Origin of the sequence: Enterococcus sp. DIV0561, assembly GCF_050539875.1 — a bacterium.
GTDB classification, from domain to species: Bacteria; Bacillota; Bacilli; order Lactobacillales; family Enterococcaceae; genus Enterococcus; species Enterococcus faecalis.
In genome coordinates, this window is record NZ_CP172927.1 from 42,287 (window position 1) to 59,229 (window position 16,943).

The following is a 16,943-nucleotide window of genomic DNA, read 5'->3' on the forward strand; positions in this document are numbered from 1 at the left end:
ATGAATAGTAAAGAAAGTTTAATGAAAGTGTGAACTTTTTGAGGGAATCTTGGGACTTTTTGGGATTTGGTCTGTTTATTTTAAGAGAAGATGATAGACTAAAAGAAGGAAAATAAACAAAAATTCTCCTCTTTTTTGCGTAGTCTAGATTAACTGGGCTTTTAGAAATGAGAAACTTACTAAAAACAACCAGAGTATCAGAGATTATGGTAAAATAGGAGTAGTTTAGACAGTAGGGGAGAATGAATATGAAACAACGTGGTTTTGAGATTATTTCTAAGTATCAAGAAGAGGGCTTGAGTGTCCCACAACGAGCAACAAAAGGTGCCGCTGGGTATGATTTTCAAGCAGCCGAAACGGTCGTTGTACCAAGTCTTTGGAAGTTACAACAAGCTGGAGAAAATCCCAAACCAATTTTAGTTAAAACAGGAATTAAGGCGTATATGCCTGATTCTGAATATTTAGAATTGGTAAGTCGTTCTTCGAACCCGCTAAAACGGTTCCTACTTTTAGCGAATGGTGTCGGAGTCATTGACAGTGATTATTATAATAACGAGAATAACGAAGGACATATCATGTTCCAATTTTTAAACTTTGGATATGAAGATGTTGTCATTGAAAAAGGTGAACGAATTGGCCAAGGGATTTTTAAGCCGTTTTTATTAGCGGATGATGACCAAGTCGAGGCAGAAAGAACGGGCGGTTTTGGTTCGTCTGGACAAAAATAAAGCCCATTTTTTCAGTAGGCAACGTTATTCAAACCATTTAATAAATGTTAAAATAAACAACAGATAAGGAGATTCTACATGGCAAAAAAAGCAAAAGTTCAATTTGAATGTCAAAGCTGTGGGTATGTGTCTCCAAAATATCTCGGCCGCTGTCCTAATTGTGGACAATGGAATTCGATGGTGGAAGAGGTTATTCAAGATACTTCTGATCGTCGTGCTAGAGTAAGTTTGACTGGTAAAAAGACACAACCACAACGGCTATCTGAAGTCGTACCTAAAAAAGAGCCTCGTGTAAAAACTGAATTAGTGGAGCTGAATCGGGTTTTAGGTGGTGGCGTTGTCCCAGGTTCGTTAGTTTTAATCGGTGGCGATCCCGGAATTGGTAAGTCAACATTGCTCTTACAAGTATCGCAACAATTAGCAGCCACAGGTGGCACGGTTTTATATGTTTCTGGTGAAGAAAGTGCTGAGCAAATTAAATTACGAGCGGAGCGTCTAGGCACCGTCAACGAGACATTTTACTTATACGCAGAAACAGATATGCACGAAATATCACGAGCCATTGAAAAATTAGAACCAGATTATGTCATTATTGACTCGATTCAAACAATGACGCAGCCAGATGTTACCAGCGTTGCTGGTAGTGTCAGTCAAGTCCGAGAAACAACTGCCGAATTATTGAAACTGGCAAAAACGAATGGGATTGCCATTTTTATTGTCGGACACGTAACGAAGGAAGGGTCTATCGCAGGGCCACGGATGTTGGAACATATGGTAGACACGGTTCTTTATTTTGAAGGAGATAAGCATCACACCTTTAGAATCTTACGGGCTGTCAAAAATCGGTTTGGCTCAACGAATGAGATTGGTATTTTTGAAATGCAGACACATGGATTGGTTGAAGTTATGAATCCTTCTCAGGTCTTTTTAGAAGAACGTTTAGAAGGAGCCACTGGGTCTTCGATTGTGGTAGCAATGGAAGGTTCACGCCCCATTTTGGTGGAAATCCAAGCGTTAGTTACCCCAACGATGTTTGGCAATGCCAAGCGAACGACCACCGGGTTGGACTTTAATCGCGTTTCTTTAATCATGGCGGTTTTAGAAAAACGGGCAGGCCTTTTATTACAAAACCAGGATGCGTATCTAAAAGCGGCTGGTGGAGTCAAAATTAATGAACCAGCTATTGATTTAGCGTTAGCAATCAGTATTGCTTCTAGCTATAAAGAAAAAGGAACCTCATCTTCAGAATGTTTCATTGGTGAGATTGGTTTAACTGGTGAAATCCGCCGCGTGAATAGTATTGAACAACGAGTGCGTGAAGCGCAAAAACTAGGCTTTACAAAAGTCTATGTCCCTAAAAATAACCTTGGTGGCTGGGAAGCGCCTGAAGGGATTGAAATTATTGGCGTTTCAACAATTGGTGAAACGTTAAGAAAAGTTTTTAAATAATGAAAGTAGAAATAATCCGTTTAGGTTGTTGGTGGCGTATGATTTTTATACGCCCCACAACACTAGACGTCTTTATTAAATAAACGAGGAGGATGGCTATATGCAAAAACGAATCATCACGTTGCTGATGATCATTGCTGGTGCAAGTTTAGGAATTTCTCTTTTCCCCATGGCTTGGGAAATGGCTAAGCAAGGCAATAACAGTTGGTTAAACAATAACTTTACGAACGGATTAATCGGTGCAATTATTTTCTTTATTTTATCTTTAGGGTTAGCAAAGTATATTGTTTCCGCTGTCAAAAAAATCGAAGCAGCTTTAAATGAAATGAGTTTAACCTATTTATTATTTGGAAGTATTGGTGCCATCATTGGTTTAACAATTGGCGTCATTATCTCCATTCCAATGTACAACTTACAAATTCCTGTCGTGAATAGTTTACTACCAATTCTAGTTATGATTATTCTGGGTTACTTAGGTTTCCGAATGGGAACAACACGGATTGAGGAATGGAAAAAAGTTTTCACACCTCGCCAAAAGAAAGCAAATACGGAAGACGCCGAAGGACAAATGTTGGAACGTAAAGTGGAAGACAACTTCCATAAATACAAAATTTTAGACACCAGTGTCATCATTGATGGCAGAATCTACGATATCGCGAAAACAGGATTTTTAGAAGGTGTTTTGCTCATCCCTAACTTTGTTTTATATGAATTACAATACATTGCTGATTCTGGAGACAGTTTAAAACGGGTGAGAGGTCGTCGTGGCTTAGATATTTTAAATGCTTTACAAAAAGAAGAAGGTATCTCCGTTGAGATGTATGACGGAGATTTCGAGGATATCTCTGAAGTAGATAGTAAATTAATCAAATTAGCAAAATTATTAGATGGCGTGGTTGTGACCAATGACTACAACTTAAATAAAGTCTCTGAATTTCAAAATGTGCCTGTTTTAAACATTAATGCTTTAGCTAATGCTGTGAAACCAGTGGTGATTCCAGGTGAAACGATGAATGTGATGGTTGTAAAAGCTGGAACAGAGCGTCAACAAGGGGTCGCTTACTTAGATGATGGCACAATGGTTGTGGTTGAAGATGGCCAGCATTACATGAATGAGCAAATCGAAGTGGTCGTTACAAGTGCTTTACAAACCGCAGCTGGGCGTATGATTTTTGCCAAACCGGCGCATGCGGGTCGCGGGATTAATGATCGCAAGGATAACCATCCTAAAAACGATAAAAATTAAGCAAAGTGAGGACTTAGTATGATTCGAATCGGTCAAGGTTTTGATGTTCATCAATTAGTTCCGCAACGACCTTTAATTATTGGTGGGGTTACTCTTCCTTATGAAAAAGGTCTGTTAGGGCACTCAGATGCCGATGTTTTAACACATGCAATTATTGATGCAATCCTTGGTGCCGCTGGTCTGGGTGATATTGGGCAACTGTTTCCCGAAACCGATCCGCAGTTCAAAAATGCGAATTCTGTAAACTTATTAAAAAAAGTAAATGAAAAAGTTGGGCGGTCGGGCTTTACTATTGGCAATATTGATTGTACAATTTTAGCGGAAGAGCCAAAGATGAGCCCATACTTGGCAGAGATGAAAAAGAATCTAGCCGCGAGTTGCCACTTAGCGGTCACACAAGTGAACATTAAGGCAACGACCATGGAAACGATGGGCTTTGTTGGTAAAAAAGAAGGAATCGGCGCAATTGCCGTTGCTTTATTGGAAAAATAACTGAAAACGACGTTAAACCGTCTGTTTTTAAAAAATGGAAAGAGGAATGAACATGACGAAAGTTCGTGTGCGTTACGCACCAAGTCCAACTGGACACTTGCACATTGGGAATGCAAGAACAGCATTATTTAACTACTTATTTGCCCGCCACAATGACGGAGAATTTATCATTCGTATCGAGGATACCGACCAAAAACGGAACATCGAAGACGGCGAGAAAAGTCAGTTGGAAAACTTAGCATGGTTAGGGATGGAATGGGATGAATCACCTGCTCATCCGGGAGAATATGGTCCATATCGTCAATCAGAACGTAAAGAAATTTACCAACCATTGATTGATCAATTATTAAGTAGCAATCGTGCGTATAAGTGTTATTGTACGCCAGAAGAATTAGAAGCAGAACGTGAAGCACAACAAGCTCGTGGGGAAATGCCTCACTACGCAGGCACTTGTGCGAATTTAACACCTTCTGAACAAGCAGCCAAAGAAGCGGCTGGTCTAGAACCAGTGATTCGTTTCCGTGTGCCACGTAACACAGAATACAAATTTGATGACATCGTAAAAGGTGAAATTACTTTTGAGTCAGATAACATTGGTGGCGATTTTGTCATCCAAAAACGTGATGGGATGCCAACGTATAACTTTGCCGTTGCAGTAGATGATCACTTAATGAAAATTTCTCACGTTTTACGTGGCGATGATCATATTGCGAACACACCAAAACAATTAATGATTTACGAAGCGTTTGAATGGACACCACCTGTCTTTGGCCATATGACCTTAATCATTAATTCAGAAACTGGCAAAAAATTGAGCAAACGTGATGAAACAATTTTACAATTTATTGAACAATACCGTGAATTAGGTTACTTACCAGAAGCCATGTTCAACTTTATTGCTTTACTAGGATGGTCTCCTGTTGGCGAAGAAGAAATCTTCTCACAAGAAGACTTGATTAAATTGTTTGATGAACAACGCTTAAGCAAGTCACCAGCGGCCTTTGATGCGAAAAAATTAGAATGGATTAACAATCAATACATGAAACAAATGGACTTAAGTGAACTAACAGATATGTGTATTCCTTATTTAGTCGCTGACGGTCGTGTTGAAGAAAATCCATCTCCTGAAAAAATCGAATGGTTAAAACAATTAGTTAGCTTGTATCAACCACAAATGAGTTATGCAGCTGAAATTGTGGAACTATCAAACTTGTTCTTTAATGAACATCCAGTTTTAGATGATGCTGCGAAAGAATTCTTGCAAGGAGAAACAGTGCCAACTGTGTTACATGCGTTTAAAGAACAATTAGAAGCCTTGGACGTTTTCGATGTGCCAAGTATTAAAGCAGCGATTAAAGCCGTCCAAAAAGAAACCGGCGTTAAAGGCAAAAACTTGTTTATGCCAATTCGAATTGCTGTTTCTGGACAAATGCATGGTCCTGAATTAGGTGAAACTATCGAATTATTAGGCAAAGAAAAAGCATTAGATCATTTAAATAAAGTGTTATAAAAACACAAAGAATAGAAGAAGTAGACAATCAGATGGATTTCAGAGACGCTGTGGGTGGTGAGAACAGCGAGCATCTTTTGTCGAAATGCATCTATGAGTGGCTTCGGTGAAAAAAGTAACCGAAGACGTCGGCAGGCGTTAACTGTATCGAGGCAAGAGCTAGTTCTTGTGAAGAAAAGTGGAACCACGCATGGGCGTCTTTTAAGCAACGTTTTTTTGTTGCTTAAAAGACGTTTTTTATTTTTGTATAATAGAAAGGAGTTCACCCTATGAGTTGGTTGAAACGTAGCGTCGCAGCTGTTAAAAGAAACGATCCTGCAGCGCGGACCACACTAGAAGTTCTTTTAACGTATCCTGGCTTGCACGCCCTGTTTTGGCATCGCTTGTCTCATTTCTTATATAGGCATCAGTTGTTTTTGTTGGCGAAGATTCATGCACAATTTTGGCGTTTCATAACGGGCGTAGAAATTCATCCCGGAGCCACAATTGGTGCGGGAGTTTTTATCGATCACGGCATGGGCATTGTGATTGGGGAAACCGCGGAAATAGAAGAAGATGTTGTTTTGTTTCACGGAGTGACGTTAGGTGGGACCGGTCGTGATACGGGTAAACGCCATCCAACAGTGAAAAAAGGAGCGATGATTTCGGCACGAGCTCAAATTTTAGGGCCAGTTGTGATTGGTGAACGTTCAAAAATTGGTGCGGGCGCTGTTGTTATTTCAGACATCCCAGCAGATGCCACAGCTGTGGGTGTTCCTGCGAAAGTCGTTCGTCTAAATGGAAGAAAGGTGGAAAAAGGGCATGATTAAAATTTATAATACATTGACCAGAGAAAAAGAAGTATTTACGCCAATTGAGGCGCATAAAGTTCGGATGTATGTCTGCGGACCAACCGTGTATAACTATATCCATATCGGTAATGCGCGCAGTGCGATCGCCTTTGATACGATTCGTCGTTATTTTGAATATCGTGGGTATGAAGTGAATTATGTCTCGAACTTTACAGATGTCGATGATAAAATTATCAAGGCAGCCAAAGAATTGAAAATTACTGCGCCGGAAGTGGCGGAGCGTTTTATCAAAGCCTTTGAAGAAGACACGCAAGCATTGAATGTCCAACCAGCAACGTTACATCCTCGGGTGATGGACCACATGCCTGATATCTTAGCTTTTATCGACGTTTTAATTGAAAAAGGTTTTGCTTATGAGGTCGCAGGTGATGTGTATTATCGCACCCGTAAATTCCCTAATTATGGTAAATTAAGCCATCAATCGATTGATGAATTAGAAGTGGGGGCAAGTCAACGAACTGGCGTTGAACAACAATTAAAAGAAGACCCATTGGATTTTGCTCTTTGGAAAAGTGCCAAAGAAGATGAAATTTCTTGGGATTCTCCTTGGGGTAAAGGACGTCCCGGCTGGCATATTGAATGCTCTGTCATGGCGACAAAACACTTGGGAGAGACGATTGATATTCATGGCGGTGGACAAGATTTAGAATTTCCACATCATGAGAATGAAATTGCACAGAGCGAAGCCAAAACAGGCCATACCTTTGCCAATTACTGGATGCATAACGGCTATGTCACAATTGGTGAAGACGATGAAAAAATGAGCAAATCCCTAGGTAACTTCATTACTGTTCATGAAATGATTCAAAAAGTGGATCCGCAAATTTTACGTTTCTTTATGTCCACCACCCAGTACCGTCGCCCGATTCGTTATAGCGAAAGCACTCTAAAAGAGGCAGCAGCCAATTATCAAAAATTGAAAAATGCGTTTGAAAATTTACGTTTTAGACAAGCAGATGCGGTCGCAAGTTTGCCAGAGGATGAACACTATTTAGCGCAATTAAACGAATTAGAGCAACGTTTTATTACGGAAATGGATGATGATTTCAATGCAGCTAACGGGATTACGGTCGTTTATGAATTAGCGAAGATGATGAATCAGTACAGTGAACAAGCGACAGTTTCGGAACCAGTTCTAGTGGCGATGGATAAGCTTTTCAGTGGCTGGTTAGCTATTTTTGGTTTATTCTTTAAAAACGAAGAATTAGTGGATGCACAAGTCGATGCGTTAATTGAAGAACGGAACCAAGCACGGAAAGACCGTGATTTTGCCCGAAGTGATGAAATCCGCGATTTATTAAAAGAACAAGGCATTGTTTTAGAAGATACTCCGCAAGGAACGAGATGGAGAAGAAGTGAATGAGAGATTACAAACAATTAAACGGTTTAGCTTTGGCCTATGTTGGCGATGCGATTTATGAAATTTACATTCGTGATTATTTAGTTTCCTTGGGACAAACGAAACCGAATGTTTTGCATCGCATGGCGACACACTACGTGTCAGCAAAAGCCCAAGCAAGCTTAATGCAAGCGATGTTAGCGAGAGAAATGCTAACGGAGGAAGAAGAAGTGATGTACAAACGCGGTCGGAATGCTAAAAGTCACACCTTTGCTAAAAATGCTGATGTGACGACCTATCGGGTAGCGACCGGTTTCGAATCCTTGATGGGTTATTTACATTTAACACAACAAAAAGAACGTTTAGAAGAATTAATTAACTGGTGTATCAAGAAAGTAGGTGAAACCAATGAAAAATGAAAAATCTCGTCCTTTTAAAAAAGGTAAGAAACGTCCAGAGCGTTCAGACAAGCGTTCAAAAGAACGGAACCCACGACCAGCGACAGCAGGTGCTGATGGAACCTCAGAAGAGCTAGCAGATAACTTTGTCTTTGGTTTCCATGCCACTGTTGAGGCGTTGCAGCAAGGACGCGGGAATAAATTGTTTTTACAAGAAGATGCTCGTGGCGAGAAAATTGAGCAATTAAAACAAGCAGCGAAAGAACAGGCGGTTCCAGTCAAATGGGTGCCTAAAGCAAAATTAGATACGATGAGTGATCACGGCGTGCATCAAGGCATGGTTTTAGCAATCACAGCGTATCAATATTTAACTTTAGAAGAATTATTGGAACAAACAAAAGAAAAGACAGCAACACCATTTTTCCTAATTTTAGACAGTCTAGAGGACCCACATAACTTTGGTTCAATTTTGCGAACAGCTGATGCGACAGGCGTGGACGGTATCATCATTCCGAAACATCGTGCAGTGGGAATTACACCAACCGTAACCAAAGCATCAACAGGGGCCGTGGAACATATTCCAGTGGCTCGTGTAACGAATCTAGCGCAAAGTATTGCAACGCTAAAAGAGAATCAATTTTGGATTTTTGGTACAGATATGTCTGGGACGGATTATCGTCGCTGGAATACACAAGGCGCAATTGCCTTAATCATCGGAAATGAAGGTCGTGGCATGAGTCAAGGTCTTCATAAAGAAGTGGATGAATTATTAACGATTCCAATGACTGGACACGTTCAAAGCTTAAACGCTGGTGTGGCTGCAGGCTTGCTAATGTATGAAGTCTATCGTGGCCGCAACCCATTATAGAAGAAGGCGATTGTATGAAAAAACAATTGTTAATCGTTGATGGCTATAACATGATTGGTGCTTGGCCAGAATTGGTCCAGTTGAAAAAGCAAGAGCGTTTAGAGGATGCGCGTGAACTGCTTCTTAGTCGTCTGTCCAATTATGCCAAATATGAAGGGTTGGAAATCATTGTGGTCTTTGATGCCCAATTAGTCCCAGGTATTCAGCAAACGTACAAAAAGTACCTTTTGACCGTGGTTTTCACCAAAGAAGATGAAACAGCAGATAGTTATATTGAACGTCTAGCTGGTGAAAAAAATGATCGTTTAACGCAAGTAACAGTCGCAACGAGTGATTTGGCTGAACAATGGGTGGTCTTTTCACAAGGTGCATTGCGGACTTCGGCCAATGAACTTTACAAAGCTGTCCAGAAAACAGAAAAGACGATTGCCATTCATGCAACGGATATCCATTTTCAGCAATTTCGTCGAAATTCTCCATGGAACGTGGAGCAGTTATCAAAACTTTCTGAGAAGCTAGAAGAATTGTCTCAAAAAAAAGATTAAACAAATGTTCGCTTAAGTCATAAATTTCTAACATGCTATGCTCTCCTAAATCATTCGATACGTTTATCGAAAAGGAGGGCTTTTTATGTTAGAACAGATTCAACAAGCATTAGCAGGAGACCAAGAACAATTTCAAGCTTTATATGGGCAATATCAGCCAGTGATTTATAAGTGCATGAAAAAATACTATTTAAAAGATTATGATACTGAGGACTGGCTTCAAGAAGGGCGAATTGTCTTCTTTCGGACGTTAGAACGATTTGATTCAGAAAAACAAGCATCATTAGGAAAGTTTTTTAAACGAAATTTTGAAAATCACGTACATAGCTTAATTCGCCATCAATGCGCCTATAAGCGGCGAACAGATACCTTGTCTATTTCTCTGGAACAACGCTTAGAAAGCGCTGGTGAAGAGTTAGTGGACTATTTAGGGACAGCGGCCACCGATCCATTAGGTCAATTAATGATTCAAGAAAAATTGGCAGCTTTTCCGACACGTCTTTCCTCGTTGGAACAACAAATTTTAAACGCATACTTAAAAGGCTACACGTTAGAAGAAATCGCTAAAGTACGTGGGGGAACTTTTTCAGCTGTCCGAAGTGCCTATGATCGTGCCAAAGCAAAAATGAAATATACATTAGAAAATGAATAAAAATTCGACAAAACAGCCGGTTTGTCGAGCAAAAGTAGTTGCAAACAGACTTCTAGTATGATAAACTTGAAATTTTTTAAAAAAAGTGATATAATGTTTCTCGAGGTGAATGCAATGCCAACAACGTTATCGTCAATTAAGAAAGATTTGGAAGGCCGTATCGGCAGTGAAATTATGTTAGTTGCTCAGACTGGAAGAAAGCGCCAAACAGAACGTAAAGGAATCTTAACGGAGACTTATCCATCTGTTTTTGTTGTTGACTTGGATCCAGACGAGAACTCATTTGAACGTGTATCTTATAGCTATTCAGATGTTTTAACACGCACCGTTGAAATCGAATTCATCGGTCAAGCCGTATAATTTAGAAAGTCCGCTTAGGAGTGAAGGAAGAGCCCTTCGTTCCTAAGCTCTTTTTAATTTCAGCCATCTGTCGTCAGAGAAAGAGCAATCTTCGGTGTACTTCTTCATGGACATATGATAGAATCTAAAAGATTAAAATGTTGGTAGACAAAAGATTAAGGAAGGTGAATCAGGGAACCGATGGAAATAATCGAACGAGCTCCTGCGAAAATTAATCTTGGGTTAGATGTTCTGCATAAACGTGTGGATGGCTATCATGAAGTTGAATCTATTTTTGCAAGTGTAGATTTAGCCGATCATTTAACTTTTGAAAATCTAGAAGAAGACATCATTCGTATTGAAACGGACAGCTCTTTTTTACCCGTGGATCGACGGAATCATGTCTATCAAGCAGTTGACTTATTAAAGCGTACCTATAATATTCATAAAGGAATTAAAATATATATTGAAAAACGTATCCCCGTGGCAGCTGGTTTAGCAGGTGGTAGCAGTGACTGTGCCGCAGCATTACGAGGCTTGAACAAGCTGTGGAATCTGGGGTTGACGATGGACGAACTCTGTGAAATTGGTAGCCAAATTGGTATGGATGTTCCTTATTGTTTAAGGGGCGGAACAGCCTTTGCAAACGGACGTGGGGAGAAAATTGAAGCATTACCGACCATGCCTCAATGTTGGATTGTGTTAGTTAAACCAAGAATTAGTGTATCTACTAGTACCGTTTTTAATGATTTAGCGGTAGATGAATTGCACCATCCAGATATTGCTGGACTAAGAATAGCTATTGAAAATGGTGATTATACTGGGATGACCCAGACGGTCGGCAATGCGTTGGAAAGTGTCACGATTGCCAGACATCCAATCGTGCAACAAATCAAGGATCGCATGCTGAAGTACGGCGCTGATGCAGCGTTGATGAGCGGCAGTGGACCGACAGTCTTTGCTTTATGTGAAAAGAAAACACGAGCACAACGGATTTATAATGGACTCAAAGGCTTTTGCGAAGAAGTTTATTTGGTTCGGACATTGAAATAAATAAAAAACAACAGAGCGTGGGACAAAAATCCAAAGTGATTTTTGTCCCACGCTCTGCTGTTTTTTTAAATTTATTCCTTGACGTCCCGTGATCCATTTGGTACATTATTCCTGGCAAATCGTAAATATTACGGTTTATAATAGGTAAATCGAAAAGAGGACAGAACATGACGAAAATCTACCGCCGTTTGATAATCGGCGTTACTTTAGCAATCAGTGCTTTTCTTTTAGCTAGTTGTGGGCAAACCACACAATCGCCAAAAGAGAAGAAAGAGCTCACGGTAATGACTACTTTTTATCCGATGTACGACTTCGCAAAACAAGTCGTTGGTGATGAGGGAGAGGTTGAGCTGTTGATTCCAGCTGGAACGGAACCACACGATTATGAACCAAGCGCAAAAGACTTAGCGAAAATTACTGATGCGGATGTCTTTGTTTATAATAGTAAAGAGCTAGAAACTTGGGTTCCGAATGTTATTGAAAACTTGGACACGAAAAAAGTTTCAATCGTGGAAGCCAGTCAATCCATTCAATTGATGCAAGGAACAGAAGAGGAAGAATCTGGCGAAGAAGGTCATGAAGGCCATAACCATTCTCACGAACTGGATCCGCATGTCTGGTTAGATCCCGTGTTAGCGCAAAAAGAAGTGATAGCGATTCGGGATGCGCTTATCAAAAAATATCCTGAGAAAACAGCCGTATTTGAAAAAAATACCGCTGCTTATTTGGAAAAATTGACTGCGCTAGATAAGGAATACCAAGCTGCATTTGCAGGCGCTAAAAATCGGACCTTTGTGACGCAACATGCTGCATTTGGCTATTTGGCAAAACAATATGACTTGACCCAAGAACCGATTGCTGGGATTTCTCCAGACCAAGAACCTTCGCCAAGTCGTTTAGCCGAATTAAAAAAATATATTAAAACAAACAATGTTTCTGTGATCTATTTTGAAGCATCGGCTTCTACAAAAGTAGCCAAAACATTGGCAGATGAGACAGGCGTCGAATTAGCCGTATTGAATCCTTTAGAGAGTTTAACTCAAAAAGAACAAGAAGCAGGCGAGAACTATGTGTCTGTCATGAAAGAAAACCTCGCCGCTTTACAAAAAAGCATTCATTAATCTGGCAACAGAAAGGAGCCAACTTATGCATTATATTGAAGTCGAAAATTTAACCTTCTATTATGATGATGAACCTGTTTTAGAAGATGTTTCTTATTATGTTGATCCAGGGGAATTCGTTATTTTAACAGGAGAAAATGGCGCTGCCAAGTCAACGCTGATCAAAAGTACCTTAGGGTTATTAAAACCAACAAGTGGCAAAATTACGGTCGCTAAAAAAAATAGTGCTGGTGAAAAAATCAGCATTGGCTACATTCCACAACAAGTCGCTTCTTTCAACGCGGGCTTTCCTAGCACCGTCATTGAATTAGTACGTTCAGGTCGTTTTCCCAGAAATCGTTGGTTCAAACCGTTGACGAAAAAAGATCATCTTCATGTGGAAAAAGCTTTGAAATCAGTGGACATGTGGGAAATGCGCCACAAACGAATTGGCGAGCTTTCTGGCGGGCAAAAGCAACGAATTAGTTTAGCACGAGTGTTTGCGACTGATCCAGATTTGTTTATTTTAGATGAGCCAACAACAGGTATGGATGAACAATCGCGAAACGAATTTTATCAATTGTTGCAACACAGTGCGCATGAACATGGAAAAGCTATTTTGATGATTACGCATGATCATGAAGATATCAAAACCTATGTAGATCGTCAAATTCGTCTTGTCCGCAAAGAAGATTCGAAATGGCGTTGCTTCCATATGAGTGAAGAATCGTATACGTAAATTTTCCAATAAAACGTTATCTGGCTCGATCATAACGAAAGCCAAGGAACGGCTTAAAGAAATGTTGGAAAAATTTAAAAAATAAGCAGGAATTAAAAAATTAATTCGCTTAAACGTCGCTACAATGGTAGTGTTCATTTTAGCGGTAAGGAGTGAATCGTATGGCAGAAATGCTTTCTTATGCATTTATGCAAAAGGCCTTTTTAGCAGCACTGTTTATCTCAGTGATTGCCCCAATGCTCGGCGTCTTTCTAGTTATTCGCCGACAATCTTTAATGGCAGATACCCTTTCACATGTGTCATTAGCCGGTGTGGCACTAGGCTTCTTTTTTAATTGGAATCCTAATTTAATGACCTTAATTGTCGTGATTGTGGCTGCAATCATTCTAGAATATTTACGAATGATTTATAGCACCTATTCAGAAATTTCGATTGCTATTTTAATGTCAGGCGGTTTGGCTTTGGCGTTAGTTTTAATGAATTTAACAGGAGGCAATTCAGCTGCTAGTATTCAATCGTATTTATTTGGTTCCATCGTCACGATTACGTGGGATCAAGTGGTTATGTTGGCAATTTTATTCGTAGTTTTAGTTCTATTGTTTATGTTATTTAAACGCCCAATGTATGTTTTAACATTTGATGAAGATACTGCTCATGTTGATGGGCTACCTATTCATTGGATGTCGATGCTTTTTAATGTAATTACTGGTGTGGCGATTGCTGTGATGATTCCGATCGCGGGAGCCTTGTTAATTTCAGCAATTATGGTCTTACCAGCTGCGATAGGTATGCGAATTGGTAAAGGCTTCAACACGGTAATCATCATCAGTGTGTTTATGGGCTTGATTGGCATGCTAACAGGGTTGACTAGCTCGTATTATTTGGAAACACCACCGAGTGCAAGCATTACCCTAATTTTTATTGGTTTATTCTTATTAGTCAATATTTATCGCCGAGTGGTTGTTATGGTCCAACGAAAACAAAAAATGCAAAGAAACTAAGGAGAAAAACGAAAGTTTTTCTCCTTTATTTCTTTTTTTTAAAAGAAATGGCGAACTATTTTCAGTTATTTGAAAAAAATCCTCGAATTTTTCGGTTAAACCCCTTATAATAAGGAACGATAGAATGAAAAGGAGTGACGAATTTGAAAATTCGGAGAAGTGAACGATTAATCGATATGACCCAATATCTTTTAGATCATCCCCATACATTGGTTTCTTTGACATATTTTGCTGACCGATACCAATCTGCCAAGTCTTCCATTAGTGAAGATTTAGCAATTGTTAAAAAAACATTTAAAGAACGTGGAACAGGTATTTTAGAAACGATTCCAGGCGCTGCAGGCGGTGTCCGCTTTATCCCTGAAATTCCTTATGAGGAAGCGGAGCAGTTGATTATGGATTTGTGTGATCGTTTGTCAGAACAAGATCGCTTATTACCTGGGGGTTATGTTTATCTTTCAGATTTACTTGGGGAACCGAATTTATTAAGACAAGTGGGCCGGATTATTGCTTCTAAATATTTAGGCAAACAAATTGATGCGGTAATGACCGTTGCGACCAAAGGAGTGCCAATTGCGCAAGCTGTGTCTTATTACTTAAATGTTCCGTTTGTGATTGTTCGTCGCGATTCTAAGATTACTGAAGGTTCAACGGTGAGCGTGAACTATGTATCAGGGTCTTCAGAACGTATCGAAAAAATGGAACTTTCAAAACGCAGCTTAAAACGCGGCTCAAAAGTTTTAGTCGTGGATGACTTCATGAAAGGCGGCGGCACCGTCAATGGTATGAAGAGTATGATTGAAGAATTTGAAGCAGAACTTGTGGGCATTACCGTTTTTGCTGAGTCAAAATTCAATGGCCGTCGTGCAATCGATGACTACACTTCGCTATTATATGTGGAAGATGTGGATACACAAACAAAAACGATTAGCGTAGTCCCAGGAAACTATTTCACAGAGAAATAATTTGAAAAAGAACCTGAAAATGGTCCATTCCATTTTCAGGTTCTTTTTTTCTGTTTTATTCCTTTAAAAAAAGATGAGAAAATAAATTGGTCTACCTTTTAAATGCCTTATTTTGTTGAAAAAGACAAAAGAGTAAGATAAACTAGAAAAGGTATAATGAGGACGATTTAGAAGAAAATCAAACAATTTAGTTAATTTGAGGTGGCAAACGTGGAAAATAGATACGCAATTATTTTAGCAGCTGGTAAAGGAACACGCATGAAATCTAAACTTTATAAAGTATTGCATCCAGTTGCTGGTAAACCAATGGTCGAACATATTTTAGATCAGGTAGAACAAACAGAACCAACAGAAATCGTGACAATCGTTGGACATGGGGCGGAAATGATTAAAAGCCATTTAGGCGAACGTAGTCAATATGCCTTACAAGCTGAACAATTGGGAACTGGGCATGCAGTCATGCAAGCACAAGAGTTATTAGGTGGTAAACAAGGAACAACATTAGTTATTACAGGGGATACGCCGTTATTAACTGCGGAAACCTTGAAAAATTTATTCGATTACCATCAAGGTAAGAATGCAAGTGCGACTATTTTAACAGCGCATGCGGAAGACCCAACAGGCTATGGTCGAATTATTCGTGACCATGTGGGCATTGTTGAACGAATCGTGGAACAAAAAGATGCCAGTGAAGAAGAAGCACGTGTTCAAGAAATTAATACAGGAACCTTCTGTTTTGATAATGAATCATTGTTTGAAGCGTTAGCGAAAACAGATACAAACAATACACAAGGGGAATACTATTTAACAGATATCATTGAAATTTTGAAAAAAGAAGGCAAAGCTGTCGCTGCTTACCAAATGGCAGACTTTGACGAAGCAATGGGTGTAAATGATCGCGTCGCTTTATCCACTGCTAATAAAATTATGCATCGTCGTTTAAATGAAATGCATATGCGAAATGGTGTTACATTTATTGATCCAGATACAACGTATATTGATGAAGGTGTGGTAATTGGTTCAGACACAGTCATTGAAGCGGGAGTCACTATCAAAGGAAAAACAGTGATTGGCGAAGATTGCTTGATTGGCGCACATTCAGAAATCGTTGATAGTCACATCGGCAATCAAGTGGTTGTTAAACAGTCTGTGATTGAAGAAAGTGTGGTTCGCGAGGGGGCCGATGTGGGTCCGTATGCACATTTACGTCCTAAAGCAGATGTGGGGGCAAACGTACACATTGGTAACTTCGTGGAAGTAAAAAATGCAACAATCGATGAAGGAACAAAAGTGGGCCATTTAACATACGTTGGTGATGCAACATTAGGCAAAGATATTAATGTCGGTTGCGGCGTTGTTTTTGTTAATTATGATGGCAAAAATAAACACCAAACAGTCGTGGGTGATCACGCGTTTATTGGCTCTGCAACGAACATTGTTGCGCCAGTCACGATTGGTGATCATGCGGTGACTGCTGCTGGTTCAACCATCACAGAAGATGTCCCTTCAGAAGATTTGGCGATTGCCCGGGCACGTCAAGTGAATAAAGAAGGCTATGCTAAAAAGTTACCTTACATGAAGGATTAACCTCAAATAAAAAAGAACGCTCTTTTGCTTAAGCAAAAGAGCGTTCTTTTTCCTCCTTAAAGACTAGACCAATTGCTGCTA

The 16,943-nt window shown here is 39.7% G+C and carries 18 protein-coding genes and 1 other annotated feature; all 18 genes read left to right on the top strand.

The window, feature by feature from the left end:
* The first annotated feature begins 242 nt into the window (after positions 1-242).
* Positions 243-728, top strand: a complete 486-nt coding sequence (locus tag IGM13_RS00180) for a dUTP diphosphatase (RefSeq protein WP_002361472.1) — start codon at positions 243-245, stop codon at positions 726-728.
* A 78-nt stretch (positions 729-806) separates the two neighbouring features.
* Positions 807-2,177 carry a DNA repair protein RadA gene (radA, locus tag IGM13_RS00185; protein ID WP_002356050.1) on the top strand — a complete coding sequence of 457 codons (1,371 nt, stop codon included), beginning with the start codon at positions 807-809 and terminating at the stop codon, positions 2,175-2,177.
* 100 nt (positions 2,178-2,277) lie between these two features.
* On the top strand, positions 2,278-3,423 hold the full coding sequence (locus IGM13_RS00190; protein ID WP_002383500.1) for a PIN/TRAM domain-containing protein: 1,146 nt from the start codon (positions 2,278-2,280) through the stop codon (positions 3,421-3,423).
* A gap of 18 nt (positions 3,424-3,441) precedes the next feature.
* A complete protein-coding gene (gene ispF / locus IGM13_RS00195) occupies positions 3,442-3,915 on the top strand; it encodes a 2-C-methyl-D-erythritol 2,4-cyclodiphosphate synthase (protein ID WP_002367570.1) in 474 nt (157 codons plus the stop codon).
* A gap of 52 nt (positions 3,916-3,967) precedes the next feature.
* Complete coding sequence (gltX, locus tag IGM13_RS00200) at positions 3,968-5,425, top strand: glutamate--tRNA ligase (protein ID WP_010706819.1); 1,458 nt, start codon at positions 3,968-3,970, stop codon at positions 5,423-5,425.
* Positions 5,424-5,630, top strand: a binding site (T-box leader). It overlaps the preceding gene by 2 nt.
* Before the next feature lie 64 nt (positions 5,631-5,694).
* On the top strand, positions 5,695-6,234 hold the full coding sequence (gene epsC / locus IGM13_RS00205) for a serine O-acetyltransferase EpsC (protein WP_002356054.1): 540 nt from the start codon (positions 5,695-5,697) through the stop codon (positions 6,232-6,234).
* Positions 6,227-7,639: a cysteine--tRNA ligase gene (cysS, locus tag IGM13_RS00210; RefSeq protein WP_002370606.1), complete on the top strand. Its 1,413-nt coding sequence runs from the start codon at positions 6,227-6,229 to the stop codon at positions 7,637-7,639. Before epsC ends, cysS begins: the two co-directional genes overlap by 8 nt.
* Complete coding sequence (locus IGM13_RS00215) at positions 7,636-8,034, top strand: Mini-ribonuclease 3 (RefSeq protein WP_002419438.1); 399 nt, start codon at positions 7,636-7,638, stop codon at positions 8,032-8,034. The genes cysS and IGM13_RS00215 overlap by 4 nt, the downstream gene beginning before the upstream one ends.
* Positions 8,024-8,881, top strand: coding sequence for a 23S rRNA (guanosine(2251)-2'-O)-methyltransferase RlmB (rlmB, locus tag IGM13_RS00220; RefSeq protein ID WP_002378685.1), 858 nt, complete (start codon positions 8,024-8,026; stop codon positions 8,879-8,881). The genes IGM13_RS00215 and rlmB overlap by 11 nt, the downstream gene beginning before the upstream one ends.
* 14 nt (positions 8,882-8,895) lie before the next feature.
* Positions 8,896-9,426 (top strand): NYN domain-containing protein, encoded by a 531-nt coding sequence (locus tag IGM13_RS00225; protein ID WP_002356058.1) that lies wholly within the window; start codon positions 8,896-8,898, stop codon positions 9,424-9,426.
* An 85-nt stretch (positions 9,427-9,511) separates the two neighbouring features.
* Positions 9,512-10,078 carry a sigma-70 family RNA polymerase sigma factor gene (locus IGM13_RS00230; protein ID WP_002356059.1) on the top strand — a complete coding sequence of 189 codons (567 nt, stop codon included), beginning with the start codon at positions 9,512-9,514 and terminating at the stop codon, positions 10,076-10,078.
* 57 nt (positions 10,079-10,135) lie between these two features.
* Positions 10,136-10,438 (top strand): Veg family protein, encoded by a 303-nt coding sequence (locus IGM13_RS00235; RefSeq protein WP_002383497.1) that lies wholly within the window; start codon positions 10,136-10,138, stop codon positions 10,436-10,438.
* A 180-nt stretch (positions 10,439-10,618) separates the two neighbouring features.
* Positions 10,619-11,470, top strand: coding sequence for a 4-(cytidine 5'-diphospho)-2-C-methyl-D-erythritol kinase (gene ispE, locus IGM13_RS00240; RefSeq protein WP_002356061.1), 852 nt, complete (start codon positions 10,619-10,621; stop codon positions 11,468-11,470).
* A gap of 167 nt (positions 11,471-11,637) precedes the next feature.
* Positions 11,638-12,591, top strand: coding sequence for a metal ABC transporter substrate-binding protein (locus IGM13_RS00245; RefSeq protein ID WP_002419435.1), 954 nt, complete (start codon positions 11,638-11,640; stop codon positions 12,589-12,591).
* A gap of 25 nt (positions 12,592-12,616) precedes the next feature.
* Positions 12,617-13,309: a metal ABC transporter ATP-binding protein gene (locus IGM13_RS00250; RefSeq protein ID WP_002356064.1), complete on the top strand. Its 693-nt coding sequence runs from the start codon at positions 12,617-12,619 to the stop codon at positions 13,307-13,309.
* A 161-nt stretch (positions 13,310-13,470) separates the two neighbouring features.
* Positions 13,471-14,310 (top strand): metal ABC transporter permease, encoded by an 840-nt coding sequence (locus IGM13_RS00255; protein WP_002383493.1) that lies wholly within the window; start codon positions 13,471-13,473, stop codon positions 14,308-14,310.
* Positions 14,311-14,453: 143 nt separating this feature from the next.
* A complete protein-coding gene (gene purR / locus IGM13_RS00260) occupies positions 14,454-15,275 on the top strand; it encodes a pur operon repressor (protein ID WP_002381336.1) in 822 nt (273 codons plus the stop codon).
* Between the two features lie 201 nt (positions 15,276-15,476).
* Complete coding sequence (gene glmU / locus IGM13_RS00265; RefSeq protein ID WP_002356067.1) at positions 15,477-16,862, top strand: bifunctional UDP-N-acetylglucosamine diphosphorylase/glucosamine-1-phosphate N-acetyltransferase GlmU; 1,386 nt, start codon at positions 15,477-15,479, stop codon at positions 16,860-16,862.
* Positions 16,863-16,943 lie beyond the last annotated feature (81 nt).

Coding starts and splice junctions, on each gene's coding strand:
- gltX (WP_010706819.1), top strand. CDS start 3,968: ATGACGAAAGTTCGTGTGCGTTACGCACCAAGTCCAACTGGACACTTG.
- epsC (WP_002356054.1), top strand. CDS start 5,695: ATGAGTTGGTTGAAACGTAGCGTCGCAGCTGTTAAAAGAAACGATCCT.
- IGM13_RS00215 (WP_002419438.1), top strand. CDS start 7,636: ATGAGAGATTACAAACAATTAAACGGTTTAGCTTTGGCCTATGTTGGC.
- IGM13_RS00225 (WP_002356058.1), top strand. CDS start 8,896: ATGAAAAAACAATTGTTAATCGTTGATGGCTATAACATGATTGGTGCT.
- cysS (WP_002370606.1), top strand. CDS start 6,227: ATGATTAAAATTTATAATACATTGACCAGAGAAAAAGAAGTATTTACG.
- ispE (WP_002356061.1), top strand. CDS start 10,619: ATGGAAATAATCGAACGAGCTCCTGCGAAAATTAATCTTGGGTTAGAT.
- IGM13_RS00250 (WP_002356064.1), top strand. CDS start 12,617: ATGCATTATATTGAAGTCGAAAATTTAACCTTCTATTATGATGATGAA.
- IGM13_RS00255 (WP_002383493.1), top strand. CDS start 13,471: ATGGCAGAAATGCTTTCTTATGCATTTATGCAAAAGGCCTTTTTAGCA.
- rlmB (WP_002378685.1), top strand. CDS start 8,024: ATGAAAAATGAAAAATCTCGTCCTTTTAAAAAAGGTAAGAAACGTCCA.
- IGM13_RS00230 (WP_002356059.1), top strand. CDS start 9,512: ATGTTAGAACAGATTCAACAAGCATTAGCAGGAGACCAAGAACAATTT.
- radA (WP_002356050.1), top strand. CDS start 807: ATGGCAAAAAAAGCAAAAGTTCAATTTGAATGTCAAAGCTGTGGGTAT.
- IGM13_RS00245 (WP_002419435.1), top strand. CDS start 11,638: ATGACGAAAATCTACCGCCGTTTGATAATCGGCGTTACTTTAGCAATC.
- ispF (WP_002367570.1), top strand. CDS start 3,442: ATGATTCGAATCGGTCAAGGTTTTGATGTTCATCAATTAGTTCCGCAA.
- IGM13_RS00235 (WP_002383497.1), top strand. CDS start 10,136: ATGATAAACTTGAAATTTTTTAAAAAAAGTGATATAATGTTTCTCGAG.
- IGM13_RS00190 (WP_002383500.1), top strand. CDS start 2,278: ATGCAAAAACGAATCATCACGTTGCTGATGATCATTGCTGGTGCAAGT.
- IGM13_RS00180 (WP_002361472.1), top strand. CDS start 243: ATGAATATGAAACAACGTGGTTTTGAGATTATTTCTAAGTATCAAGAA.